The organism is Volucribacter psittacicida, assembly GCF_004339025.1.
Lineage (GTDB): Bacteria > Pseudomonadota > Gammaproteobacteria > Enterobacterales > Pasteurellaceae > Volucribacter > Volucribacter psittacicida.
The window spans coordinates 25,521-52,105 of the sequence record NZ_SMFT01000002.1 but is presented as its reverse complement, the minus strand read 5'-3'; the positions used below and the strand labels follow the sequence as shown (position 1 = coordinate 52,105).

Below are 26,585 nucleotides of genomic sequence, written 5' to 3'. Positions count from 1 at the left end.
ACTAGCCACGCTTAATCCTTTTAGTTAAAATTTGCCTAATTATTTTTACTAATAGGAGAAAACCGTGAACTTTCCACAAATCGCTCAACAAGTGATTGACAATTTAGGGGGAAAAGAGAATATCGCAACCCTCGCACATTGTGCAACACGCTTGCGTATCGTATTAAAAGACGAAAGCAAAGTGAATAAAGATGCCATTGAAAACATTGATGGTGTGAAAGGACAATTTTCTGTGTCAGGGCAATACCAAATTATTTTTGGTTCTGGAACGGTAAATAAAGTCCACGCCGAAATGAGCAAGCTACTGGAATTAGGCGATGTGACTAAAAACGAAGTGGCAGATGCGGCAACGGAAAAACAAAATATTTTACAACGCATTGTCAAAGGATTAGCCGACATCTTTATCCCTATCATTCCTGCTATTGTCGCAGGCGGTTTATTAATGGGGATTTATAGCCTCTTAACCTCGCCTTATGAAAGCCTAGGACAAAAATCTGTCATTGAGCTTTATCCTCAATACAAAGATTTATCCGAATTAGTCAATATGTTGGCGAATGCACCTTTTGTATTCCTACCTGTCTTACTCGGCTTTTCCGCTACCAGAAAATTTGGCGGTAATCCTTTCTTAGGGGCAACCTTGGGAATGATTTTGGTACACCCAGCATTAACTGCGGACGGCTGGAATTACGCCAATATTCTTGCCGCAGGCGATATGACTTACTGGAGTGTATTAGGCATTGATATTGAACGAGCAGGCTATCAAGGTACAGTTATCCCTGTGATTGTTGCCGCTTGGGTGTTAGCGAGCCTAGAAAAATTCTTCCGCAAAATTATCCCTTCCGCCTTAGATAATTTATTAACCCCATTACTGTCCATTTTTATTACAGGCTTTTTAGCACTCACCATTATTGGACCATTGGGACGTGAAGCAGGGGCTGTGTTAAGTGATGGTTTAACTTGGTTATATAGCTCACTCGGTTTTATTGGTGGAGCAGTATTTGGTACATTCTACGCACCAATCGTTATCACAGGTATGCACCAAACCTTCCTAGCGGTAGAAACCCAATTATTAGCGAGCATAGGCTTAACCTTTATCTTTCCTATTGCCGCCATGTCCAATGTGGCTCAAGGTGCAGCCTGTCTTGCCGTGGCATTAATTAATAAAGAACCTAAAGTGCGAGGTCTAGCTGTGCCATCAGGTATTAGTGCCGTTTTAGGTATTACTGAACCAGCGATGTTTGGCGTAAACTTACGCTATCGCTATCCATTTATCGCCGCCATGATCGGATCAGGCTTAGCCAGTGCCTGGTTAGCATTATGGGGCGTACGTGCCATAGGCTTAGGTGCAGCAGGTATCCCAGCTATCCCATCTATCCAACCTAAAGATATGGGAATGTTTGTTATTGGCTTATTGATTTCTTTCAGTGTCGCTTTTGTCATTACCTTAATTTTAGGTAAACGAGCGAAAGCAAAAGCCTAAAAATACACCTAAGGTTTTTAAATTGAACAAGGATAAACAATAAAAAGTGCGGTGGTTTTTCTAAAAGTTTCTTGCATTTTATTGATGAAATTGTAGAATAGCCACTCCCTTGTCTTCGCTGAACTAGAGATCGGCGAAAGATGTATGATTAACACTCTCAATATTTTAGGAGTAAATAATGTCTCTAAGCGTAGAAAAAAAAGCAGAAATCGTTGCTGAATTTGGTCGTGATAGCAAAGATACGGGTTCTGCACAAGTACAAATTGCCCTATTAACAGCACAAATCAACCACCTACAAGGGCATTTTGCAGAACACAAAAAAGATCACCACGGTCGCCGTGGTTTATTACGTATGGTTTCTCGCCGTCGTAAATTATTAGATTACTTAAAACGTACTAATTTAGAGCTATATGCTGACACTATCGCTCGTTTAGGTTTACGTCGTTAATTTTTAATACTGATAAAAGCTCCGCAAGGAGCTTTTTTATTATATATTTTCTTGACTTTAGGATATAAAATCCGTATTATCACACCGCTTATCAATACGGAGGAATGGTCGAGTGGTTGAAGGCACCGGTCTTGAAAACCGGCGAGGGTTTACGCCCTCCGTGAGTTCGAATCTCACTTCCTCCGCCATCAAGTTATATTAAGTCGTAAGTAAAGGTCTTGAAAATCAACAACTTACGGCTTTTTTATTTTCTGGTAGATCAAATAAATTTTCGTTTTCTGCTTCAGTACCAAATGCGTTAATTGGTGAGTGTTCCCAAAACATACTCACATTTGCATATTCAAGTAAGTGGTTTGCGTTTAAGTGAGCATAACGTTTTACTATTTCACAATACTCTCCGAGCCACCAAGTTCTTTTAAAACCATTAGTGGCGTGCCATGTTGAACATGCCAACTTGCCCAGGTATGCCTTAAATTATGAAAACGAAATAATTTTTCTTGGGGCTGAAGTAGATTAGCAGTTATGATAGACTGCAAAAATGAAGATAACTCATTGTAAATTAAAAAGAAAAATACAGCTGAAACTCCTTGAGTTTTTTGTTCTTGAAGTGACGGCAAGAGCAGCAGCTGATCTATTAGGAATAAATTCTAATTCTTCGGCACTTTTTTACCGTAAAATTCGCCAAGTGATTGGCTATCATCTTGCCCTGCAAGCTCATGAAGTTTTTGAGGACGAAGTTGAATGAAATGAAAGTTATTTTGGTGGGGTTAGGAAAGGAAAACGAGGACGCGGAGCGGCAGGGAAAATTGCTGTTTTCGGTATGCTAAAACGTCAAGGTAAGGTTTATACCATTGTGGTTGAAAATACACAGACGAAAACCTTACTCCCTGTTATTAAAAGAAAAATTAAGCCAGATAGCATTGTATATACGGACTATTACCGCAGTTATGATGTTCTTGATGTGAGTGAGTTTAAACATTATCGGATTAATCATCAAAGCCATTTTGCGGTAAAGAAAAATCACATCAATGGCATTGAAAATTTCTGGAATTAAGCCAAACGCGTATTAAGAAAATATAATGGTATTGACCGAAAATCTTTTCCTTTATTCTTGAAAGAATGCGAGTTTAGGTTTAACTTTGGCACACCTTCTCAGCAACTTAAAATCTTGAGAAAATGGTGTGGAATTTAGGGCTAATCTACTTCAGCCCCAAGATAAATTACTTGGGGCAATTTCGCCTTGAGTTTGGCTATTATTACTGCCTAAAGCGGAACGAACACTCGGGCGATTTTGTATAATTTCGGTAAGATTATTATCGCCAATTGGCGTATGTTCAATTTGTTGTTGATTAATAATGACTTTACCACTCGCTTGTTGATTGGCAATAACGTGAATCGTATCCAATTTTTCGTTATGTGTAAGCTGTTCTGCATAGGCGATAGTGCAAAATGAGAAGGGAAATAATGTCCATAATAATTTGTGTTGCATAATGATCCTTACTGTAGAAGTTAGCATAGAATAATAAACTTATTTTTTATCGAAAAATAAGTTTATTGTTTTTTACAGTATTAATCAAGCTATGTAAGTAAAATGTATATTTATCGTCGTTTCACTTTAAAATAAGACAAGGTAGGACACTGAAATTGTTAAAGTGCGGTTGGTTTTTTAAATTATTTTTCATTTTTATTTTTCCGCCTTTGCTAACGGTTTTTTCCCTTTTTTCAAAAGGGAGGCATTATTCTTAATATAGTCGTTTCAATTTAAAATGAGACGACTATATTAAGGTACAATAAGATAAACCCTAATCCTCTCCCCAAACCTCTTTCGCTATTTGCTCAACAAGTTTTACTTTTTGCCATTGTTCTGCTTCTGTCATAATATTGCCTTCTTCAGTGGATGCAAAACCGCATTGTGGGCTAAGGCAAAGCTGTTCTAATGGAATATATTGTGCCGCTTCTTGAATACGGGCTTTGATCTGTTGTGGATCTTCAAGTTGTGGAAATTTAGAGCTAATTAATCCTAATACAACTCGTCCTTTATTACCTGCAAAATGTTTTAAAGGCTCAAATCCGCCAGAACGTTCATCATCATACTCAAGAAAATAGCCATCATAGTGAGTTTGTCCGAATAAAGCGTCAGCAATAGGATCATAAGCGCCACTAAGTAAATAAGTGGAACGGAAATTGCCACGGCAGACGTGGGTCGTGATGATCATATCTTTAGGTTTTGCCGCAAGAATAACTTGAATATTTTCCAAGGCTTGAGCTTTATCGGCTTCAAATTCTGGCTTTTGATAATTGTTGCACAATGATCCCCAATAAACATCATCAAATTGTAAGTAACGGCAACCTGCTTGATAAAAAGCCTGAATCGCATCAATATAGGTTTGTTGTACATCTTTTGCAAACTCAGCTCTTGTTTTATAAACACCTGTATCCCATTGTATTGGATACATTAATTGATTAGGGCTTGGAATTGTGTATTTTACAATGCCTCTTCCCGCCACAATCTGATCTAATTTTTTAAAATGTTCAATAAAAGGATGTTCGGGATTCCAAGCTACTTTGCCACAACAACGTGTATTATAAGCACGAGTTTCTACGCCATTAAATTTATAACCATGTTCAGGTTGGTAGCCTTCTATGCCAATTAAATGTTCTAAAAAATCAATATGCCAAAAAGAGCGGCGATATTCACCATCAGTAATGACTTGTAAACCTGCATCAAGTTGTGCTTGGACTAATTTGGTAATTTCTTGATCTTCAATTTGCGTTAATGCTTGCTGTGAAATTTCGCCTTGTAAAAATTCGGCACGCGCTTGTTTTAATCTTTCTGTTCGTAAATAACTTCCTACTGTATCAGCATGTAAAGGTAATATTTTATTCGTCATTACTATTTCTCCTGTTTGTGGTAATAAAAAATATATCACGCCCACTTTAAAATAATATGGCGTTGGTACGCTTTGCTTTTCTTTAAATTGAAACGACTATAAATAGGAAAATTATCCTAAGTGAAAACTTGATAGGATTCAAGTTACCTCTTTTATACTCTAATATATTTTCTCTAAAAAATTCGCTTTTCACATAAAATTTGTGTATAATTCTGCGACCCTGTGATACATAGGTTTTCCCACCTTGTATATGTTATCCAAATCACACTCGAAGGGGTGCAGATTTAGATTATAGGCGTGTTTAATATTAAACACTGGGTAATCAATTTTTTATTTTGGTATTAAATTAATGAAAACTTTTGTAGCAAAACCAGAAACTGTACAACGTGACTGGTATGTAGTTGATGCGACAGGTAAGACTTTAGGTCGCTTAGCGACTGAATTAGCTCGTCGTCTTCGTGGTAAACATAAAGCTGAATATACTCCACATGTTGATACAGGTGATTACATCATTGTTATCAATGCGGATAAAGTTGCTGTAACAGGTAATAAACAAAGCGATAAAATTTACTACTGGCACACTGGCTATGTAGGTGGTATTAAACAAGCGACTTTTAAAGAAATGATCGCTCGTCGTCCTGAAGCTGTGATTGAAATTGCGGTTAAAGGTATGTTGCCAAAAGGCCCATTAGGTCGTGCAATGTTCCGTAAATTAAAAGTGTATGCAGGTTCTGAACATAACCACGCAGCACAACAACCACAAGTTTTAGATATTTAATCACGAGGTTTTAGAAAATGGCAGAGAATCAAAACTACGGCACAGGTCGCCGCAAAAGCTCTTCAGCTCGTGTCTTTATCAAACCGGGCAGTGGTAAAATTGTAATCAATCAACGTGAGTTAGATGTTTATTTCGGTCGTGAAACTTCACGCATGGTTGTTCGTCAACCATTAGAGTTGGTTGAATTAACTGATAAATTAGACCTTTACATCACAGTTAAAGGTGGTGGTATTTCTGGTCAAGCTGGTGCTATCCGTCATGGTATCACTCGTGCATTGATCGAATATGATGAAACTTTACGTCCTGCTTTACGTGCGGCTGGCTTCGTTACTCGTGATGCTCGTCGTGTTGAACGTAAAAAAGTGGGTTTACGCAAAGCACGTCGTCGTCCACAATTCTCAAAACGTTAATATCGTTTTTTCAATTATTCAACCCCTTGTTATTGCAAGGGGTTTTTTGTTTTTCCTCTTTTAAAGAGGAATATCGATATTCTCTATAAATTGGTAGATATTGGCTTTCTTAGCCTTGCTTTATTTTAATGATGGGCGTAATAGCTTTAATTTTGTTCAGTTATACTAGCATTTTTAATCATCTAAGAAGGAAAATGTGATGAAAAAATGGTTATCAATGACTACAGTATTAACGCTAACATTATTTTTAAATGCCTGCTGTTTATTTCCTTGGTGGCATCCACCACATCAAGGTGGCGGTATGGGAGGCGGAGCGCCAATGCAACAACAAGGGCATGGAAAAATGCAACCAAGACGCTAATTAATAAAAAACTCTGTGCTTTTATTTCAGCACAGAGTTTTTTTACTTTTTTTACCCTATTTTTTCTTAGCATATTTTAGGGAATCTATTGCTACGGCGAGAATGATGATGCTACCTTTGATGATATATTGCCAGTAGGGGCTGACGCCGATATAGGATAAGCCATAGTTAATGACAGTAAAAATAATCACACCAGTGATAACGCCGATAACCGTACCTACGCCTCCTGCAAAGGAGACACCACCTACTACACAAGCAGCAATAGCATCTAATTCGTACATAAAGCCAAGATTATTGGTTGCACTACCAATTCTCCCAGCTTCTAGCATACCGCCAAAGGCATAGAACATACCTGCAATCATATAAATGGCGACTAAATTGCGAGCAACATTGACACCTGATACACGTGCGGCTTCGGGATTGCCTCCGATAGCAAAGATATTTTTACCAAAGCGAGTTTTGTTCCATAAAATCCAGACGAGAATTGCTGCGATAGTGGCATAAATGGTGATATAGGATAGGCGGAATGTTCCTAAGGTAAAGTAGCCTTGTGCAAAAGCGGAAAAGTCTTCAGTAAAGCCAGAAATAGGGGAACCGCCGACAGAATCATAATAGAGTGAGTTGATGCCATAGACGATAATCATTGTTCCCATGGTGGCGATAAAAGGGGTTACATTAAGGTAGGCGATAACTAAGCCATTCAGCATACCAATAATGGCACCGATGGCACACACAATAAGAATGACCACAGGAATAGGAATTTCACCTAAGTTAGGAAAGACTTTATTAAAGCTATCCATACCTTGTAGCAAGGTGGCAGAGATAACGGCAGCAAGTCCGACTTGTCGCCCTGCGGAAAGGTCGGTACCTTGTGTTACTAATAACCCTGCTACCCCTAAAGCAATAATGAGACGGACAGAGGATTGAGTAAGGATATTACTAAAATTCCTTAAACTTAGAAACGAGGGATCTTGTGCGATAATAAAGAGAAGTAAAATCAGTAGTACAAAATAAATAGCATTTTGTTTAAAAAAGTCTAATGACTTATTGGTTGTGAACCCTGACATAATTATTTTCCTTATAAATATTTAGCGGCAAGCTGTAAAATTTCTTCTTGGGAAGTGTTGGCGGTTTCTACGATACCAGCGACTTTTCCGTTACTCATTACCAATATTCTATCGGTAACCCCTAATAATTCGGGCATTTCGGAAGAAATCATAATGATGGCTTTATCTTTTTTAGCTAAATCAATAATTAATTGATAAATTTCAAACTTAGCACCAATATCAATGCCTCTCGTTGGCTCATCAAGCATTAATATTTCGGGTTGTGTGAGTAACCAGCGACCAATGACTACTTTTTGTTGATTACCGCCAGATAGCGAGCCGATACTGGTACGGTGTGAAGGCGTTTTGACGTTCATTGCATCAATGACCCATTGGGTATCGCTTTTCATTTTTTTATTACTTAATAACCCAAATTTGGTTAAATAAGATTTCATATTGGAAATTAGCGAATTAAATTCAATGTTTAAGTTTGCATAAATTCCCGTTGAACGTCTTTCTTCTGTGACTAAGGCAAAACCATTGTTAATGGCTTCAAGTGCGGTGCGATTTTTCATTATTTTTCCATGCAACTTAATTTGCCCACTTGCTTGTTCTCGTACGCCAAAAATGGTTTCAACAATATCGGTACGTTTTGCCCCTACCAGTCCTGCAATTCCTAGAATTTCCCCTTTGCGTAACTGAAAAGAGACATCTTGGATCGAAGGCTGATTTTTGGCGGTGAGATGTTCTATTTCAAGCACAACTTCTTTTGGCTGATTGGTTTTTTCTGGGAAACGTTGGGTAAGCTCACGTCCAACCATCATCGCCACAATGCTATCCATAGTAGAACTGGCGACTGGAACGGTATTAATCCATTTACCATCGCGTAAAATGGTAATTTCATCACAAATCTTGAAAATCTCGTCCATTTTATGGGAAATATAGATGATACCGCAGCCACGTTGTTTTAATTTATCAATAATTTTAAATAAATGGCCCACTTCTTTTTCTGATAGTGATGAGGTGGGTTCGTCCATGATGACGATTTTGGCATTATAAGAAAAGGCTTTAGCGATCTCGATCATTTGCATTTGTGATACGGAGAGCTTACCAACTTTTTCTTTCGGATCAATATGAATATCTAATTCATCAAAAATGGCTTTGGTGTCTTGGTACATTTTACTATGATCCACAAACAACCCTTTGGTTGGATAACGTCCAAGCCAAAGATTATCCATTACCGTAGTTTGGCGGACGAGATTGAGTTCTTGGTGTACCATAGAGATACCGTTTTCTAAGGCTTCTTTTGAAGTTTTAAAGTCAACGGGTTTACCGAGAAATAAAATATCTCCCTCATCTTTGGCATAAATCCCAAATAGGCATTTTAATAAGGTGGATTTTCCTGCACCATTTTCTCCCATTAAGGCGTGGACTGAATGGGAGCGCACTGTTAAGTTAGCTTTATCAAGGGCTTTAACCCCGGGAAAGGATTTACTCACATTGGTCATTGTGAGTAAAACTTCTCCTTGTGGAACAGATTGAGTTATCATAGGTCAATCTCAATGAATGATTAAAGGTTCAATAAACGAGGGGAGAAATCCCCCTCAGCTTGTTTCTATTATTTTAAGAACTCTGCTAAATTATCTTTATCGACACCAATATAGGGAATACGCACAACACGTTCCTCTAATTGCCATTTGAATCCTTCAGTTGGATTTTTATTGGTGGCGAGGTTTTGTGAAAGTTGTACAACGGCTTTACCTTGGTTGACACCGTCATTTAACACCGTACCTGCGAGCTCGCCCGCTTTAATGAGTTCTAAGGCACGAGGTAAGGCATCAACACCAAAGATAGGTAATTTTTTCCCTTGTGCTTTAGTTGCTTCTAAAGCGCCTAATGCCATACCATCATTGTTAGAAATAATGACTTCAATTTGGTCTTTTTTCGGGCCAGATAACCAAGAGTCAACAATATCTTTGGCTTTGGCGGTATCCCATTCTGCCCCAGCTAAGAATAATTCTTCCGTTTGAATCCCTTGCCGATTTAATTCTTCAATCACATAACGTGTGCGAGCTTCGGCATCAGGGTGCCCTAATTCTCCTTTGAGTAACACATATTGCAATTTACCGTCTTTATTGAGATCTAACTCAGGATTGGCTTTCCATTGTTTGGCAATTAAATCGCCTTGGATAATACCCGATTCTTTCGGATCTGCACCTACATAATAGGCTTTATCATAACTGCCAATAGCACGAGGGCCAGGATCTTTATTAAAGAATACCACAGGTAAATCTTCTAATTTGGCTTTGGCAATAATGGTAGGGGCAGCATTTGGATCGACCAAGTTAATGGCAAGGGCTTTAACACCACGAGAAATAATGGTATCCACTTGGTCATTTTGTACACCTTGTTGATTTTGTGAATCATTCATTAATAGCTCAACATCTGAATAATTTCCTGCTTCTTTACGAATTTCATCACGCATTAAAGTCATAAATGGATCATCATATTTATAAATGGTGACACCAATACGCGTTTTGGCTTCTGCCACGCTACTCAAGGTTAATCCTAAACCAACAGATAATGCGATGGTGCTGAGTAATGCTTTTTTCATAATGGTTCTCCCTAATTGATACTCAAAGGTTATTGCTAAATGGCAACGGCTATAGCATACGCTGTTTGTTGTTAAAATAATGTGATCTCTTTCACATTATGAAAACGATTACATAAATAAATTTCAAATTTTGCAAGCTAGCTCACAAATTTTATGGGTATATCGCTACTGCTTATGCCTGTGTCTCTGAAAGTGGACTTGCCAGAGAAAAACGGCGGACTAAGGTAGGGTTAAATTGCACAGGAGGACTAATTTGTAATTCAGGATAGACTAAACTTAACGCTAATTTTGCAGCATAATTTGCCATTAAATCAATGGGATAGCGTATAGTGGTGAGTTTTGGGATAAGATAACGGGCGATGGGCATATCATCAAAACCAATGACAGAAAATTGTTGGGGAACCTTAATATTGTTTTCATTTAACACCGATAAAGCACCTGCTGCCATACTATCATTATAGGTAACGACCGCCGAAAGATCCTTGTTATAGCTTAATAAACGGATCATTGCCTGTTCACCCCCTTCAAAATCTGGCGTACCTTGTGCCACAGCATACTTGACGAAAGGCAAATGATAATAAGCTAAGGCATTCATATAACCTTGATAACGGTCTTGTGCATCGGTAATTTTATGAGTAGAGCCAATATAGCCAATTTGTTTATGCCCTAATTGAATAAGGGTTTCTGTGGCTAAAAACGTGCCTTTTTGATTATCTAAGCTCACACAACGTTGCTCATAACGGGGAATAACACGATTAATGATAACCATACCCGGTATTTGCTGTAAATATTGAGCAAGGCTAGCGTCATCTAAGGCCTTTGAATGAACAACCAAACAACTACAACGTTTACGAATTAAGGTATCTATTGCCTCTCTTTCTTTTTCCGCATTATGGTAGCCGATACCGATTAAAATGGTTTTATGATATTGGGCAGCCACCTCATCAACCGCTTTGACTAAAATGGCAAAAAACGCATCGGTAACATCCGTAACCACTACTCCAATGGTGCTATTGGTTTGTGATGCTAAGGCTTGTGCATTGGCATTGGGTTGATAGCCTAATTGTTGTATGGCATTCAGTACCGCTTCACGAGAGCGTGAGCTGGCGGAGCGATGATTATTTAACACCCTTGATACGGTGGCAACAGATACCCCAGCTTGTTTGGCAACCTCTTTAATGGTAATCACGACTTGCTCCTTGTTTTTTGGCTCAAAATCCTATGGATTATAGTCGTTTCAATTTAAAATGAGACAAGGCGGTACGCCGAAGACAGTACAAGTAGTACGGCGAGGTGTGCCAACGCCGTATCATTTTAAAGTGGAACGACTATATCATAGTGAATTTTGTTTAAAGATGAAAACCTTTACTGTGAAAAATCCAAGCTAGCTCACAAAAAATAAGGCTGGAAAGCAAGGATAAATATGATTTTGTGATCGAGATAACAGTTTATTGCAAAAAATATTGTTATCTTATGCTCATATTTTGTAATCGTTTTCATTTTGTTGCTTTAAATTAGGAAAGGCTATGCAAAAGACAATATTTGATCCCACTGAACACCCTCATCGCCGTTATAATCCCCTCACTGATCAATGGGTATTAGTTTCTCCTCATCGCGCTAAACGCCCTTGGCAAGGTCAACAGGAAAGCATTGAAGAACAAACAATCCCAAGTTACGATCCCCATTGTTATCTATGCCCAACCAATCAACGTATTACTGGGGAACGCAACCCAGATTATCAACAACCCTTTGTATTTAAAAATGATTTTTCGGCATTAATGACCGATACTCCAACGCCACCGCCAGCAAAAAATTTTTTATTTCAGACCGCACTTGCTCAAGGGGAAAGCCGAGTCATTTGCTTTTCGCCTGATCATAGCAAAACCTTGCCTCTTTTATCTTTAGCCGAAATTGAGGCAGTGATTAACACTTGGCGGCAGCAATTAAGCGAATTAGGGCAACGTTATCCTTGGGTACAGGTTTTTGAAAATAAAGGAGCGGCAATGGGTTGTTCTAATCCACACCCCCATGGACAAATTTGGGCAAGCAGTTTTTTACCCAATGAAATTGCTAAAGAAGATCGTACCCAACGTGCTTATTTTGAGCAACAAGGTTCTGTGATGTTGTTAGATTATGTTCAAATGGAACTGGAATTAAAACAACGTCTTGTGGTGGATACCGAGCATTGGGTTGCGGTTGTGCCTTATTGGGCGGTTTGGCCTTTTGAAACCCTATTATTACCTAAAAGCCCCATTCAGCAATTAACTCAATTAACGCCTGCTCAACAACAGGATCTTGCCTTAGCATTAAAAAAATTAACCAGTCGTTATGATAATTTATTTCAAACCTCTTTCCCTTATTCTATGGGCTTTCATGGTGCACCTTTTAATCAACAGGATAACCGCCATTGGCAATTACACGCCCATTTTTATCCGCCTTTATTACGCAGCGCAACGGTAAGAAAATTTATGGTGGGTTATGAAATGCTGGCAGAAAGTCAGCGAGATCTTACCGCCGAGCAAGCAGCGGAACGCTTAAGATCGCTAAGTGATAAACATTATAAAGAACAATAAATATTTAATAAAAGGAATAAGGTATGCAACAAATAGAACGTGCAAAACAAGTTTTTAGTCAACAATTTCATTGTGCACCAAGTTTGGCAGTGTATGCTCCGGGACGGGTAAATATTATTGGCGAACACACTGATTATAACGACGGCTTTGTGATGCCTTGTGCCATTAATTATGGTACGGCGGTGGTGGGGGAAAAACGTGATGATCAGCAATTTAAAGTCTATGCTGCCGATCTTGATCAATGGGATTGTTTTTCTCTTAATGAAGACATTTTGCCCGTTGCCGAAAAATGGACGGGCTATGTGCGAGGCGTGGTCAAATTTATTCAACAACATTGTCCACAGTTTAAACAAGGGGCGAATTTAGTCATTTGTGGCAATGTTCCCTTATCAGCAGGGTTAAGTTCTTCCGCTTCCCTTGAAGTGGCGGTAGCAAAATTTTGTCAGCAACTGGCAGCATTACCCTTAACGGATACCCAATTAGCCTTAATCGGGCAACAAGCGGAAAACCAATTTGTGGGGGCAAATTGTGGCAATATGGATCAATTAATTTCTGCGTTGGGTCAACAGGATCATCTCTTAATGATTGATTGTCGTTCGCTCGCCATTCAACCTGTTCCCGTTCCCCAAGGGCTTGCGGTAATGATTATTAATTCCAAGGTTAAACATGATTTAGTTAATGGCGAATATAATCAACGGCGACAACAATGTGAACAAGCCGCCCAATTTTTTGGCGTGAACGCCTTGCGTGATGTTTCGCTTGCTCAATTTCAGCAACGAGAACAAGAATTAAAGGCGTTGGATATGCAAATGGCAAAACGAGCCAAACATGTTATTAGCGAAAATCAGCGTGTTTTAGCGGCGGTACAGGCATTACAACAGGGGGATTTATTACAGCTAGGTAAACTTATGGCACAATCTCATGATTCTATGCGTGATGATTTTGAAATTACCGTACCACAAATTGATTACCTCGTTGAACTCGCCCAACTTGCTATTGGCAACGAAGGAGGCGCAAGAATGACAGGCGGAGGTTTTGGCGGTTGTGTGGTGGCATTAGCACCGCAGCATAAGGTTGAGGCAGTGCGTAAAATCATTGCGGAGAATTACCAACGGCAAACAGGTTTAAAAGAAGATTTTTACGTTTGTCAGGCTTGCCAAGGGGTAAGGCTATGCTGAATCCTAATATTATTACCCTGAATAATAAAAAAGGTATGCAAATTAGTCTAATGGATTGGGGGGCGACTTGGCTTTCTTGTCAACTGCTGGTACAAGGAAATTATCGAGAAGTGTTGCTAGGTTGCCCGCCAGAACAATATGATCAGCAATCCGCATATTTAGGAGCAAGTATCGGACGTTATGCGAACCGCATTGCCCATAGCCAATTTTATTGGCAAGGGCAACTTATTCAATTAGAGGCTAATCAAGGAGAACATCAATTACATGGAGGGCCAATAGGCTTTGATAAACGCTATTGGCAAATAGAAAAGTGCGGTCAGAATTTTGCAAAATTTTCCTTATTTTCCCCCAATGGGGATCAAGGGTTTCGTGGTAATGTGCAAGCAAGCGTTGTTTACCATTTAAGCCCACAAAATTATTTAGAAATTGAATATTCCGCTTATAGTGATCAAGATACGCCACTAAATTTAACCAACCACGCCTATTTTAATTTGCTAAATGGGCAACAAAACCAAGACATACGCCAACATTATTTACAAATTAATGCCGACTATTATTTACCTGTGGATCAACAGGGCATACCTTCCGCCCCTTTAACCTCAGTAAGTGATACCAGTTTTGATTTTCGCCAAATGAAAACCATTGCCCAAGATTTTTTACAAGGAGAACAACAACTTACCAAAGGCTATGATCAGGCATTCCTACTCAATCAACGCCATATTGAAAGCCAGCCCGCCGCCAGTTTAGTTGCCCCTGATAAAAGCCTACAATTAGATCTTTACACATCACAGCCAGCCTTGCAGGTTTATACAGGCAATTATTTAGCAGGCACCGCACAGCGACAGAGCGGTTATTACCAAGATTACGCAGGCATTGCCTTAGAAACCCAAGCCCTACCAGATACCCCAAATCATCAAGACTGGCAACCACTAGGTGGAATGTTAAAAGCAGGAGAAATCTATCGACACTGGACGAGGTTTGTTTTTGTTGTGGGTTAATCAGAAATATAACCGTTCCCCTTTAAAATAATAAGGCGTTGGTATGTCTTCTTTTATTTTAAAGTGGAACGACTATAAAGTGAAAGTGCGGTCTATTTTGGAATAATTTTTCTCACAAATGTTAATATTTCTAATTTTCTATAGTAACTATAATAGTAATTATAAAAGCCACATGTTTATGTGCAGATTGCTATATTAGCTATGATGTCGTTGTTCTACTTCTGCACAATCATACCCAGTCCAACGTTTGCGAAGGTAAGCTCGGGTAATTTCAATGGCCCAAATCCATAAAAATGATCCTCCTAATTCAGAAATAAAACCTAGCCATTGGAAAGGTGCGTATAAGCCAAGTATTGGAAAGACAATATAATGGGAACCGAATGCAGCGGCATAACCGAAAATTGCTCCTTGTAAGAGTTTTGTCTTAGGAAAAATTTCGGCTAATACGCAATAAATAATAGCAAAGACAATAGAAAATAAAATATGTACACCATTGCCACCCCAGTTGACACTAACATCTAACCAAGTATAGGTTAAATTGGCGGTATCAATGCCAAACATTTGTAATAACTCAATCGGAGGAGGAGTAATATTGGGACTGCGAGGAGGAACAATGTCTTCCCAACCTGATTTTACAAGTGCAGAGATAAAACCGGCGATAATGCCTATGATAATGAGTAAACCATAATGTCTTGATTGAGGTTGAGTACGTTCAAATAAATTCATAATTTTTTCCTAATGTAAAATGTCAGTTTAATATTATGTTATTTAAGTTAATGCTGAATAAGCAAAAACGATTAAATTCTATTCATTTTGTCTTGGAAAGCAAGTATTAATGATGTAATTTTATAGTTGCCCCACCTTAAAATAATACAGCATAGGTATGCCTTGCTGTACGCTTTATGTTTTCTTCAGGGAGCTATTTGTCTTATGTTAAATTGATATGCCCCCTATTATTTCAACATTTAATGACTATAACATTCGTCATTTCTAGTGGTTCGTGGTATGCTTATGCGATTTTATGTATTGGTAAAATGAATTTGTGATTATGCAGCAACATCAATATTTAACTCAGCAGCGTTTTGCGGATTTACCGCTCCATTCTAATGTGCTAAAAGCGTTACAAGCCAAAGGTTTTGAGTATTGTACGCCGATTCAAGCCGGTTCTTTGCCTTATAGTTTACAGGGGCGAGATATTGCGGGACAGGCTCAGACGGGGACAGGTAAAACCATGGCATTTTTGATTGCGACTTTTCATCATTTGTTGCAATTTCCACGCCATTCAGCAGGGCAACCTCGTGCGTTGATTTTAGCCCCTACGCGTGAATTGGCGGTGCAAATTGAACAAGATGCTAAATTGCTTGTCCAATACACAGGTTTAATCACTGCATTAGCCTATGGTGGTGATGGTTATGATAAACAGGTGCAGGCGATTGAGCGTGGTGTTGATATTTTAATTGGTACGACAGGGCGTTTGATTGATTATTATAAGCAGGGCATTATTCGGTTAGATTCTGTGCAAGTGGTGGTGCTTGATGAAGCGGATCGGATGTTTGATTTAGGCTTTATTCGTGATATTCGTTATTTAATCCGCCGTTGTCCTAAGCCAAGTGAGCGTTTGACGATGTTATTTTCTGCGACCTTGTCTTATAAGGTAAGAGAGTTAGCCTTTGAGGATATGAATGATCCGCAATATTTAGATATTGAGCCTACTCAGAAAACAGGACATCGAATTAAGGAGGAGCTATTTTATCCTTCTGATCAAGATAAAATGGCGTTATTGTTGACGTTGATTGAGGAAGAATGGCCTGATCGTTGTATGATTTTTGCTAATACCAAACAGCGTTGTGAGGAAATTTGGGGATATTTGGCGGCAGATCAGCATCGAGTGGGATTATTGACTGGCGATGTGGCACAGAAAAAGCGTTTATCCTTGTTAAAACAATTTAGTGAGGGGAAATTAGATATTTTGGTGGCAACGGATGTGGCGGCGAGGGGCTTGCATATTGCTGATGTTACCCATGTGTTTAATTATGATTTGCCTGATGATTGTGAGGATTATGTCCATCGCATTGGGCGGACAGGTCGTGCGGGGGAAAGTGGTGTATCCATTAGTTTTGCTTGTGAGCAATATGCGATGAATTTACCTGCCATTGAACAATATATTGGGCATTCTATTGCGGTAAGCCAATATGATCCTGAAGCCTTGAGACAAGATTTACCTCGCCCTTGGCGGCAAAAAAATTCGTTAAAAACGCACCGCACTTTTCAGCGTTCACTCAAGCCTAGCTATCAGGGCAGAGGAAAATTTAAATCTTGATATGCTCCCCTGTTGAAACGACGATGGTTTATGCTACTGGATATTGACAATATTTTTATAAGAAGGAAATGATTTTGACACAACTTGAATTTATTATTGATAAATTAGATGACTTAAAAGGCAGTGATATTTTGCACCTTGATGTGCGTGGTAAATCGCCAATTACGGAAGATTTGGTGATTTGTACAGGCAACTCCAGTCGTCATGTGCAATCTTTAGCACAGCGTTTAGTGGAAGAATGTAAAAAAGCGGGAATTGAAGCCTTTGGTGAGGAAGGAAAGGAAACCGCAGATTGGGTCGTGGTGGATTTTGGGCAAGTGATGGTGCATATTATGCAACAAGAAAGCCGTACTTTGTATCAATTAGAGAAATTATGGTGCTAATTTTGATTTAGTGGGAATGCAATGAAAATCCAATTAATTGCTGTGGGAACGAAAATGCCAGCTTGGGTCAAAACGGGCTTTGAAGAATACCAACGCCGTTTTCCTAAGGATATTCCTTTGGAATTGATCGAAATTCCTGCGGGCAAACGTGGGAAGAATGCTGATATTAAACGTATTTTAGAGCAAGAAGGCGATAAAATGTTGGCAATTTGTGGTAAAAATAGCCATATTGTTACCCTTGATATTCCCGGTAAACCTTGGACAACAGAGCAATTAGCCAAGCAATTTGAGGCTTGGCGTCATGATGGGCGAGATATTGCCTTGTTAATTGGTGGACCAGAGGGATTATCGCTTGCTTGTAAAGCTGCGGCGGAAAGTAGTTGGTCATTGTCGCCATTGACCTTGCCACATCCGTTAGTGCGGATTGTGGTGGCGGAAAGTTTATATCGTGCTTGGTCATTATTGACTAATCACCCTTATCATCGAGAATAATGGGCTATGGATCTGAAAAAATTCCTCGCTCAACCTCAATATGATCCCATTCGTGATGCTAAAGCAGAACGAAATTTATTTGCTCGTCGTGCGTTGTTGGCGTTTATTGGTGTGTTATTGCTCACGGCGATTTTGCTGACTAACCTTTATCATTTACAAATTACCAATTATCAAACCTATCAAACTCGCTCTAATGGAAATCGGATTAAATTATTGCCGTTACCACCCACAAGGGGGTTGATTTATGATCGTTATGGGACCTTGTTGGCAGAAAATTTAACCTATTTTGGTTTGTATGTAGTGCCTGAAAAAGTGGAGAATTTAGACCGCACTTTTGAGGAGTTAAGAACCTTAGTCGGGCTGACTGATGAGGATATTGAGGGCTTTAAGCGTGAACGTCGTCGTGCTTCTCGTTATACGCCTATTTTGTTGAAGCCCGATTTGACCGAGGAGCAAATTGCCCGTTTTGCCGTTAATCAATATAATTACCAAAGTATGGATATTCGTCCTTATTTTAAACGTCATTATTTATATGGTGAGCCTTTAACCCATATTTTGGGTTATGTGGGCAAGATTAATGATAAAGATGTGGAACGTTTAAAAGCCGAGGAGAAATTTGCCAATTATGCAGGTACCCATGATATTGGTAAGCTAGGTATTGAACGTTATTATGAAGATCAGTTGCATGGGGTAACGGGATTTGAGGAAGTGGAAACCAATAATCGTGGTAAAGTTATCCGTACTTTGCGTGAACAGCCTGCGGTGGCTGGAAAGAGTATTCAATTAACCATTGATTTAGAATTACAGCGTTATATTGCAGATTTAATCGCGGGATATAATGGGGCTGTGGTGGTGATGGATCCTGCGGATAATAGTATTTTAGCCATGGTAACCAACCCAAGTTATGATAATAATTTATTTGTTGGTGGGATTTCAGTGGCGGATTATCGCCGTTTATTAAATGATGATGATCGTCCGCTATATAGCCGAGCCACACAAGGGGCTTATCCACCCGCTTCTACGGTAAAACCCTTTATTGGCGTGTCAGCTTTACAGGAAAAGGTAATTACCACAAATTTAACCATTTGGGATCCTGGATATTGGGTATTACCTAATACCACAAGACGTTATCGTGATTGGAAAAGATCGGGGCATGGTAACACAGATTTAAATAAGGCGATTATTGAATCTTCGGATACCTACTTTTACCAGCTTGCTTATAATATGGGCATTGATCGTTTATCCGAAGCCATGAAAAAGTTTGGTTTTGGTATGACCACGGGGATTGATTTGCGTGAAGAGTCCGCAGGGATTATGCCTGATCGAGAATGGAAACAGCGTCGTTATAAAAAACCTTGGGTACAGGGAGATACTATTCCTGTTGGGATTGGACAAGGCTATTGGACGGCGACACCATTACAACTGGCTAAAGCGACCAGTATTTTGGTGAATAATGGCAAAATTCATACCCCCCATTTAATGAAACAAATTATGGGAGATGAGGTAGAGCTTTATCAAGATCCGTTACTTTATCCTGATATTAATGAGCCACCACAAGCATATTGGGACGCTGCTAAGCGAGGTATGTGGGGCGTGATTAATGCCGCTAATGGTACAGGGCGCAAGGCGTTTGTCGGCACAAATTATATTGCCGCAGGCAAATCGGGGACCGCACAAGTTTTTAGTTTAAAAGAAAATGAAACTTATGATGCTAAAAACTTGTCAAAGCATCTGCACGATCACGCTTGGTTTATTGGTTATGCACCTTATGATAAACCTAAACTTGTGATCTCAATTATTTTAGAAAATGCCGGGGGAGGTAGTTCAAGTGCGGCTCCCGTGGTACGGCAAATTATGGATTATTATTTGAATGTACGTTTACCTCAAGTGGAAAAAATGCAACAAACTCCATTAGCACCTGTGAAGAATGAGGATAATACCAAGCATGAATGAGAAAAGTCTGCTATTACGTTTATGGCAAAGATTACATCTTGATCTGTTATTATTGCTCGGCTTAATTGCTATTTCAGGTTATGGTTTATTGGTGTTATATAGCGCTTCTGGCGGCAATCAAGCCATGTTTCGTAACCGCGTGATCCAAGTGGCTTTAGGCTTTGTCGTGATGTTAGTCATGGCACAATTTTCCCCTCGCTTTTATCAGCGAATAGCCCCTTATTTATTTATTGTTGGTATCATTTTATTAATTTTAGTGGATTTTGCTGGTACAACCAGTAAAGGGGCACAACGTTGGCTTGATTTAGGCATTATTCGTTTTCAGCCTTCGGAAATTGTTAAATTATCTGTGCCCTTAATGGTGGCATTATATTTAGGCAAAAAAACATTACCACCAAAGCTCTCTCATACCTTGATTGCATTAGGGTTAATTGTTGTACCTACCTTGTTAGTGGCGATTCAGCCTGATTTAGGTACTTCAATTTTGGTTAGTGCTTCAGGGGTTTTTGTGGTATTTTTAGCGGGCATGAGTTGGAAACTGATTGCCACAGCAGTCGTGGGTTTAGCAGGCTTCTTACCTATTTTATGGTTGTATCTAATGCATGATTATCAACGTACAAGGGTAATGACCTTATTAGATCCAGAAAAAGATCCCTTAGGGGCAGGCTATCATATTATTCAATCTAAAATTGCCATTGGTTCAGGCGGTCTGTTTGGCAAAGGTTGGATGCAGGGAACACAATCTCAACTTGAGTTTTTACCAGAACCTCATACTGATTTTATTTTTTCAGTATTAAGTGAGGAATTTGGTATGGTGGGTGTGTTAGTATTATTGGCAATTTATTTATTTATTGTAGCAAGAGGATTAATTATCGGAGCGCAAGCCGAAACAGCGTTTGGGCGTATTTTGACCGGTGCATTGACCTTGATCTTTTTTGTCTATGTTTTTGTGAATATTGGTATGGTAAGTGGAATTTTACCTGTAGTTGGTGTGCCATTACCTTTATTCAGCTATGGCGGCACATCCTTTGTGACGATTATGGCAGGTTTTGGTTTGATTATGTCAATTCATACCCATAGACAAAAGTTATCAAATAGAGATTAACTAGGAAATTGATATGACTAAAAGTAACAAATTACTTTCTATTTTATTAGCTTTTTTGTTTGTGAGTTCGCCGATTTATGCTAAATCAGAAACAAAAAAACTTTATGGGATTACAGGGGCAACCTTAGATAAGCAAACATCATTAACAAGCCCCACGACTTATCAAGTGAAAGGAAAGTCTTATACCACAAAAGCCATTGATGAAGCGAAAGCCTATTCAAAAGTGGGAACAGCAAGCTATTATCATAGTAAATTTAATGGGCGTAAAACCTCAAATGGTGAAACCTATAATCAAACGGAGTTTACCGCGGCTCATAAAACCCTACCCATCAATTCTTATGCGTTGGTGACGAACTTAACCAATAACCGTAAAGTGATTGTGCGGATTAATGATCGAGGCCCTTTTGTTAATTCACGTTTAATTGATCTTTCCCGAGCGGCAGCTAAAGAAATCGGTATGCTAGGTTCTGGCTTAGCAAAAGTGAAAATTGAAGCCCTTCATGTTGATCGAGGCGGTAATATTTCAGGGGCTGGGGTGGATACCCTTGCCAAAACAGCGAAAGATACAAGCCGTTTAGTGCTAGATGAAAGCAATACTTTGGTTGCTAAAAATAAAGCGATTTCAGATCAAACAACAACATTGGCTCAGCAACGTACTCCAGCAAATCAAGAGGCTACATCAAGTAAACAAGTGGCAAATAATTATGCAGTACGGATGAAAAATCTTGAAAGCGAAAATCAAGCGCAAGATTTAGTAGAGAAATTAGCGATGAAAAATGTCAAAACAGAAATTACTCAAGTGGAAGGAGAATACGAAGTATTATTTACTGCTTTAAATAGTCAACGAGATATTAATCAAATCAAACAAAAATTAAATCAATTAGATAATGCACAATCGGTATCTTTATATACTTACAGTTATTAACCATCATTAAAATATATCGTACCACTTGGTCTTATTTTAAATGGAAACAACGAGAAAACATTTTATCTTCATAACAAGGAGCAAAGCGTTTTATGCTGACAACGGTTATTCGTAAAAGTAAACTCACTCTTTTGGCAGGGTTATGTGCCATTTCATCTTTTTCTTTTGCACAAGATGTGGATTATGGTATCGCCCCACCACAAATCAATGCACAAACCTATATTTTAATGGATTATCATTCTGGAGCAGTTTTGGCGGCTTATCAACCTGATCAACGACAAGCTCCCGCCTCGCTAACTAAAATGATGACCAGTTATGTGGTAGGCGATGCCATTAAGCGTGGTGAATTACATCCTACGGATATGGTTACTATTACAGAAAACAGCTGGGGAAGAAATTTTCCAGGTTCGTCAAAAATGTTTTTAAACTTAAATCAACAGGTTTCAGTAGATGATCTTAATCGTGGCATTATTATTGTATCAGGCAATGATGCCTGTGTTGCCATTGCAGAGCATTTATCGGGTTCAACCCAAAACTTTATTGATCAAATGAATAAATTCGTCCAACAGTTTGGGCTTAAGAATACCCATTTCGCCACAGTGCATGGCTTAGATCATGAAGATCAATATTCTTCAGCGCGTGATATGGCGATTATTGGCGCTCATTTAATTCGTGATTTACCCGAAGAATATAAAATTTATGCGGAGAAAGAGTTTACTTTTAACAATATCAAACAGCCTAACCGCAATGGTTTATTATGGGATAAATCGCTAAATGTTGATGGTATTAAAACAGGACATACCAATTTAGCGGGCTATAATTTAGTGGCATCGGCGACACAAAATAATATGCGTTTGATTTCTGTGGTAATGGGGGTCGAAACCATCAAAGGGCGAGAAGTTGAAAGTAAAAAATTATTACAATGGGGATTTAGCCGATTTGACACCTTTAAAACCTTAGAGGCGAACAAAACAATTTCGGAACAACCACTTTATTATGGCAAAGAGAATAAAGTGGTACTAGGCGTATTACAAGATGCCTTTATTACCATTCCTAAAGGACGTAATGCCGATCTTAAAGCGCGTTATGAATTAACGGATAAATATTTACAAGCCCCATTAGTAAAAGGACAAGTGATTGGTAAAGTGATTTATCAGCTTGATGGAAAAGATATTGCTGAAGCCAATTTACAGGTATTACAAGATGTGGAAGAAGCAGGCTTTTTGGGGAAAAGCTGGGATTGGATTGTGCTAACGGTAAAAGGATTATTTAGTTAGCTTGTAAAAGGAATAATTGTCCTTATATTTTATTTTGGTAAAATATCTTTTACAAAGAGCGGTGGGTTTTGTAACATTTTTGCAAAACCTCCGCTTTACTGTATTTCTACCTGATAATTTTATCAATAAGAATAGTGATGAGTGAGGAAATAAAATGAGTAAAGAAGTGAATTTAAGTGAACTTCCTCAAGCAAGTTTAAAAGAGTTATTGGAATTTCCTTGTGATTTTCCTTATAAAATTATGGGCGAAGCACACCCAGAGTTATTAGACAATGTGTTAGAAGTCATTCAACGCCATGCACCGGGCGATTATTCTCCCGTTGTAAAACCAAGTCGCACAGGTAAATATCATTCCATTACCGTCACCATTAATGCGAAAGATATTGAGCAAATTGAAAAGCTATATAAAGAGTTAGGCGAACTTGAGCGTGTGAGAATGGTGTTATAACCTAGGTGAGAAAATGGAAAGTAGCACATTAATTGTTCGCCAACTGGGTTTGCAACATTACGACGAAATTTGGCATAAAATGCAAGCCTTTACTGATAACCGAACAACTCATACTCATGACGAAGTTTGGCTGGTGGAGCATTATCCCGTATTTACGCAAGGACAAGCGGGTAAACCAGAACATTTATTAGCCAATACAGAAATTCCTGTGGTGCAATCGGATCGTGGTGGGCAAATTACTTATCATGGACCAGGTCAGCAAGTGATGTATGTGTTAGTGGATATTAAGCGAAAAAAAACGCAATTTGAACCGCACTTTTCTGTACGGAGCTTAGTTTCTGCTTTAGAGGATACCGTAGTCAAAACATTGGCAGAGTTTGCTATTGAAAGCTATCCCAAACCTGATGCACCGGGGGTTTATGTTAATGAACAAAAAATTTGCTCATTAGGACTAAGAATTCGTCAAGGTTGCTCTTTTCATGGTTTAGCGTTAAATATCAATATGGATCTTACCCCTTTTAAGCAAATTAATCCTTGTGGTTATGCGGGTTTAACCATGTGCCAATTAGCAGATTTAGTGGGCAATAAACAATTAGATTGTGCGATGATATCGCCTTATTTAATTAAACATTTTGCTCAAATTCTAGGTTATCAACAAATACAACAAATTAACAACGAATAAGGATAAAATGATGGGTCAACCATTTAAAATGGAACGAGGCGTCAAATATCGTGATGCAGCAAAAACCTCCATTATCCCTGTAAAAAACATCGATCCTAATCAGGCGTTACTCAAAAAACCTGAGTGGATGAAAATTAAATTACCAGCAAGCTCAGCGAAAATAGAAAGCATTAAAAATGGTATGCGACGTCATGGCTTACATTCTGTTTGCGAAGAGGCTTCCTGCCCAAATTTACACGAATGTTTTAACCATGGCACAGCCACATTTATGATTCTTGGTGCGATTTGTACCAGACGTTGTCCGTTTTGTGATGTGGCTCATGGTAAGCCCCTCCCTCCAGATCCCGAAGAGCCGAGAAAACTGGCAGAAACCATTCAAGATATGAAATTAAAATATGTGGTGATAACCTCTGTGGATCGTGATGACCTACCTGATCGTGGTGCGGGACATTTCGCCCAATGTGTAAAAGAAATTCGGACGTTAAATCCGGGTATTAAAATTGAAATTTTAGTCCCAGATTTTCGTGGCAGAATTGAACAAGCATTGGATAAATTAAAGGATAATCCACCAGATGTGTTTAACCATAATTTAGAAAATGTGCCAAGATTATACCGAGAAATTCGCCCGGGTGCAGATTATCAATGGTCATTAAAATTATTGCGCGAATTTAAAGCAATGTTTCCTCATATTCCAACTAAATCAGGCTTAATGGTAGGATTAGGAGAAACCAACGAAGAAATTTTGGAAGTTATGCAAGATTTACGTGATAACGGCGTTACTATGTTGACCTTAGGACAATACCTACAACCAAGTCGCCATCATCTCCCTGTTGCACGCTATGTCCCACCAACAGAGTTTGATATGATGCGTGAAAAAGCTAACGCAATGGGATTTGAACACGCCGCCTGTGGTCCTTTTGTACGTTCTTCTTACCATGCAGATTTACAAGCTAGTGGTGGGGTTGTGAAATAATTTAGTTATAAGGCTAGTTGGTTAAATGAACAGGTCTTATTTTATAGTCGTCTCACTTGAAAGTAATACAGAGTTGGTATGTTTTATTGTAAATTGAAACGACTATAGTATTTTATAGAATAAACAATTCTAGCCTATCAAGTTAATTTATGATGTAATAGCCGATATTTTTTACTAGAGGATACCCGATCAAAATGAGTTGGATTGAAAAAATTCTAAGCAAAACTTCAATTTCAAGTTCAAGAAAAGCCAATGTACCAGAAGGCGTTTGGACAAAATGTACGGCTTGCGAACAGGTTTTATATCGTGATGAATTAAAACGTAATCTCGAAGTTTGCCCAAAATGCGGACATCATATGCGTATTGACGCACGAGAGCGCTTATTGGCTTTATTGGATAAAGAAAGTGCGGTTGAAATTAGTGCGGATCTTGAGCCACAGGATATTTTGAAATTTAAAGATCTGAAAAAATATAAAGATCGGTTATCAGCGGCTCAAAAACAAACCGGAGAAAAAGATGCATTGGTCGCATTTCGTGGCACATTGTATGATATGCCTGTCATTGTTGCCGCCTCTAATTTTAGTTTTATGGGAGGGTCAATGGGCTCCGTGGTAGGGGCTAAATTCGTTAAAGCCGCCGAGCAGGCTATTGCAGAGAATTGCCCCTTTATTTGTTTTTCAGCGAGCGGTGGGGCACGTATGCAAGAGGCTTTGTTTTCCTTAATGCAAATGGCAAAAACCAGTGCGGTATTGGCAAAAATGCGAGAAAAAGGCGTGCCATTTATCTCCGTATTAACCGATCCTACTTTAGGGGGCGTTTCTGCCAGTTTTGCTATGTTAGGTGATTTAAATATTGCCGAACCTAAAGCATTGATTGGTTTTGCAGGCCCTCGAGTGATAGAACAAACAGTGCGTGAAAAATTACCAGAGGGATTTCAGCGTAGTGAGTTTTTATTGGAAAAAGGAGCGATTGATATGATCGTAGAACGTGCAAAAATGCGTGAAACCTTAGCCAGTATTTTAAGTAAATTAACACACCAGCCTTCGCCTTTTGTTGAAACTGAATTTTTAGCAGAAACCATATAGGAATATTATAGGAAAGCTTTACAAGCATCTATCTTTTTAATCTGTGTCTTAATAATCGTAATAGGTTATCTAATTAGGATGCAGATTTTATTTTTTATTCTAATATAATTGCGCTATTTTCAATTGAAACGACTATATATTTGACGTATTCTTTTCTCTTCATTT

Annotated in this window: 26 protein-coding genes, 1 tRNA gene and 2 pseudogenes; 21 read left to right on the top strand and 8 right to left on the bottom strand. The window is 38.8% G+C overall.

The features are described 5' to 3' along the window. The first annotated feature begins 64 nt into the window (after positions 1-64). From EV694_RS03540 to EV694_RS03530, 3 genes are all read left to right on the top strand, one after another. On the top strand, positions 65-1,480 hold the full coding sequence (locus tag EV694_RS03540) for a sucrose-specific PTS transporter subunit IIBC (RefSeq protein WP_132689385.1): 1,416 nt from the start codon (positions 65-67) through the stop codon (positions 1,478-1,480). A 178-nt stretch (positions 1,481-1,658) separates the two neighbouring features. Further along, positions 1,659-1,928 (top strand): 30S ribosomal protein S15, encoded by a 270-nt coding sequence (gene rpsO, locus EV694_RS03535; protein WP_132689383.1) that lies wholly within the window; start codon positions 1,659-1,661, stop codon positions 1,926-1,928. A gap of 98 nt (positions 1,929-2,026) precedes the next feature. Further along, a tRNA-Ser gene (locus tag EV694_RS03530) sits at positions 2,027-2,116 on the top strand. A gap of 37 nt (positions 2,117-2,153) precedes the next feature. Here the strand turns inward: EV694_RS03530 and EV694_RS11015 are convergent. Then, positions 2,154-2,416 (bottom strand): annotated as a pseudogene (locus tag EV694_RS11015) (tyrosine-type recombinase/integrase); the annotation flags it as partial. 50 nt (positions 2,417-2,466) lie between these two features. On the opposite strand from EV694_RS11015, the pseudogene EV694_RS03520 reads away from it, so the two are divergent. Continuing rightward, positions 2,467-3,120 (top strand): annotated as a pseudogene (locus EV694_RS03520) (IS1595 family transposase). A 12-nt stretch (positions 3,121-3,132) separates the two neighbouring features. Here EV694_RS03520 and EV694_RS03515 read toward each other — a convergent pair. Both EV694_RS03515 and EV694_RS03510 read right to left on the bottom strand, forming a co-directional pair. Further along, positions 3,133-3,417, bottom strand: a complete 285-nt coding sequence (locus tag EV694_RS03515; RefSeq protein WP_132689380.1) for a hypothetical protein — start codon at positions 3,415-3,417, stop codon at positions 3,133-3,135. Positions 3,418-3,730: 313 nt separating this feature from the next. Further along, positions 3,731-4,819, bottom strand: a complete 1,089-nt coding sequence (locus EV694_RS03510; RefSeq protein WP_132689377.1) for a 5-methyltetrahydropteroyltriglutamate--homocysteine S-methyltransferase — start codon at positions 4,817-4,819, stop codon at positions 3,731-3,733. A 349-nt stretch (positions 4,820-5,168) separates the two neighbouring features. On the opposite strand from EV694_RS03510, the gene rplM reads away from it, so the two are divergent. The 3 genes from rplM to EV694_RS10850 all read left to right on the top strand — a co-directional run bounded on the left by rplM (position 5,169) and on the right by EV694_RS10850 (position 6,368). After that, entirely contained in the window at positions 5,169-5,597 is a 429-nt protein-coding gene (gene rplM, locus EV694_RS03505) for a 50S ribosomal protein L13 (protein ID WP_132689374.1), read from the top strand. A 17-nt stretch (positions 5,598-5,614) separates the two neighbouring features. Beyond that, positions 5,615-6,007, top strand: a complete 393-nt coding sequence (gene rpsI, locus EV694_RS03500) for a 30S ribosomal protein S9 (protein WP_132689371.1) — start codon at positions 5,615-5,617, stop codon at positions 6,005-6,007. A gap of 199 nt (positions 6,008-6,206) precedes the next feature. Further along, positions 6,207-6,368 carry a hypothetical protein gene (locus EV694_RS10850; protein ID WP_165865496.1) on the top strand — a complete coding sequence of 54 codons (162 nt, stop codon included), beginning with the start codon at positions 6,207-6,209 and terminating at the stop codon, positions 6,366-6,368. Between the two features lie 56 nt (positions 6,369-6,424). Here the strand turns inward: EV694_RS10850 and mglC are convergent, their stop codons facing one another. The 4 genes from mglC to EV694_RS03480 all read right to left on the bottom strand — a co-directional run bounded on the left by mglC (position 6,425) and on the right by EV694_RS03480 (position 11,217). After that, positions 6,425-7,435 (bottom strand): galactose/methyl galactoside ABC transporter permease MglC, encoded by a 1,011-nt coding sequence (gene mglC / locus EV694_RS03495; RefSeq protein ID WP_132689369.1) that lies wholly within the window; start codon positions 7,433-7,435, stop codon positions 6,425-6,427. 11 nt (positions 7,436-7,446) lie between these two features. Continuing rightward, positions 7,447-8,964, bottom strand: a complete 1,518-nt coding sequence (gene mglA / locus EV694_RS03490; protein WP_132689366.1) for a galactose/methyl galactoside ABC transporter ATP-binding protein MglA — start codon at positions 8,962-8,964, stop codon at positions 7,447-7,449. Positions 8,965-9,032: 68 nt separating this feature from the next. Further along, the gene (gene mglB / locus EV694_RS03485) at positions 9,033-10,028 is read right to left on the bottom strand and encodes a galactose/glucose ABC transporter substrate-binding protein MglB (protein ID WP_132689364.1); all 996 of its coding nucleotides are present in this window, start codon (positions 10,026-10,028) and stop codon (positions 9,033-9,035) included. A 172-nt stretch (positions 10,029-10,200) separates the two neighbouring features. Next, positions 10,201-11,217, bottom strand: a complete 1,017-nt coding sequence (locus EV694_RS03480; RefSeq protein ID WP_132689361.1) for a substrate-binding domain-containing protein — start codon at positions 11,215-11,217, stop codon at positions 10,201-10,203. A gap of 337 nt (positions 11,218-11,554) precedes the next feature. Between EV694_RS03480 and galT the strand changes: the two genes are divergently transcribed. Genes galT through galM form a run of 3 tightly spaced genes read left to right on the top strand, consistent with a single transcriptional unit; the run spans position 11,555 to position 14,777 of the window. Next, positions 11,555-12,601, top strand: a complete 1,047-nt coding sequence (gene galT / locus EV694_RS03475; protein ID WP_132689359.1) for a galactose-1-phosphate uridylyltransferase — start codon at positions 11,555-11,557, stop codon at positions 12,599-12,601. A 23-nt stretch (positions 12,602-12,624) separates the two neighbouring features. After that, positions 12,625-13,779, top strand: coding sequence for a galactokinase (gene galK / locus EV694_RS03470; protein ID WP_132689356.1), 1,155 nt, complete (start codon positions 12,625-12,627; stop codon positions 13,777-13,779). Further along, positions 13,773-14,777 (top strand): galactose-1-epimerase, encoded by a 1,005-nt coding sequence (galM, locus tag EV694_RS03465; protein WP_132689353.1) that lies wholly within the window; start codon positions 13,773-13,775, stop codon positions 14,775-14,777. Before galK ends, galM begins: the two co-directional genes overlap by 7 nt. 195 nt (positions 14,778-14,972) lie before the next feature. On the opposite strand, the gene EV694_RS03460 is transcribed toward galM, so the two are convergent. Then, on the bottom strand, positions 14,973-15,503 hold the full coding sequence (locus EV694_RS03460; protein WP_243645966.1) for a DUF1440 domain-containing protein: 531 nt from the start codon (positions 15,501-15,503) through the stop codon (positions 14,973-14,975). Positions 15,504-15,825: 322 nt separating this feature from the next. Between EV694_RS03460 and rhlB the strand changes: the two genes are divergently transcribed. From rhlB to accD, 11 genes are all read left to right on the top strand, one after another. Continuing rightward, complete coding sequence (rhlB, locus tag EV694_RS03455) at positions 15,826-17,097, top strand: ATP-dependent RNA helicase RhlB (protein WP_132689347.1); 1,272 nt, start codon at positions 15,826-15,828, stop codon at positions 17,095-17,097. Positions 17,098-17,171: 74 nt separating this feature from the next. Next, positions 17,172-17,480, top strand: coding sequence for a ribosome silencing factor (gene rsfS / locus EV694_RS03450; RefSeq protein ID WP_207859784.1), 309 nt, complete (start codon positions 17,172-17,174; stop codon positions 17,478-17,480). 21 nt (positions 17,481-17,501) lie between these two features. Further along, positions 17,502-17,972 (top strand): 23S rRNA (pseudouridine(1915)-N(3))-methyltransferase RlmH, encoded by a 471-nt coding sequence (gene rlmH, locus EV694_RS03445; protein WP_132689340.1) that lies wholly within the window; start codon positions 17,502-17,504, stop codon positions 17,970-17,972. Positions 17,973-17,978: 6 nt separating this feature from the next. Further along, a complete protein-coding gene (gene mrdA, locus EV694_RS03440; protein WP_132689337.1) occupies positions 17,979-19,925 on the top strand; it encodes a penicillin-binding protein 2 in 1,947 nt (648 codons plus the stop codon). Beyond that, positions 19,918-21,030 (top strand): rod shape-determining protein RodA, encoded by a 1,113-nt coding sequence (rodA, locus tag EV694_RS03435; RefSeq protein WP_132689334.1) that lies wholly within the window; start codon positions 19,918-19,920, stop codon positions 21,028-21,030. The genes mrdA and rodA overlap by 8 nt, the downstream gene beginning before the upstream one ends. Before the next feature lie 13 nt (positions 21,031-21,043). Further along, positions 21,044-21,955 carry a septal ring lytic transglycosylase RlpA family protein gene (locus EV694_RS03430; RefSeq protein WP_132689331.1) on the top strand — a complete coding sequence of 304 codons (912 nt, stop codon included), beginning with the start codon at positions 21,044-21,046 and terminating at the stop codon, positions 21,953-21,955. Positions 21,956-22,047: 92 nt separating this feature from the next. Continuing rightward, complete coding sequence (locus tag EV694_RS03425; protein ID WP_132689328.1) at positions 22,048-23,232, top strand: serine hydrolase; 1,185 nt, start codon at positions 22,048-22,050, stop codon at positions 23,230-23,232. Positions 23,233-23,386: 154 nt separating this feature from the next. Continuing rightward, positions 23,387-23,680: a DUF493 family protein YbeD gene (gene ybeD, locus EV694_RS03420; protein ID WP_132689325.1), complete on the top strand. Its 294-nt coding sequence runs from the start codon at positions 23,387-23,389 to the stop codon at positions 23,678-23,680. A gap of 13 nt (positions 23,681-23,693) precedes the next feature. Then, positions 23,694-24,362, top strand: coding sequence for a lipoyl(octanoyl) transferase LipB (gene lipB, locus EV694_RS03415; RefSeq protein ID WP_132689323.1), 669 nt, complete (start codon positions 23,694-23,696; stop codon positions 24,360-24,362). A gap of 10 nt (positions 24,363-24,372) precedes the next feature. Further along, entirely contained in the window at positions 24,373-25,335 is a 963-nt protein-coding gene (gene lipA / locus EV694_RS03410; protein ID WP_132689320.1) for a lipoyl synthase, read from the top strand. 194 nt (positions 25,336-25,529) lie between these two features. Beyond that, a complete protein-coding gene (accD, locus tag EV694_RS03405) occupies positions 25,530-26,420 on the top strand; it encodes an acetyl-CoA carboxylase, carboxyltransferase subunit beta (RefSeq protein ID WP_132689317.1) in 891 nt (296 codons plus the stop codon). Positions 26,421-26,585 lie beyond the last annotated feature (165 nt).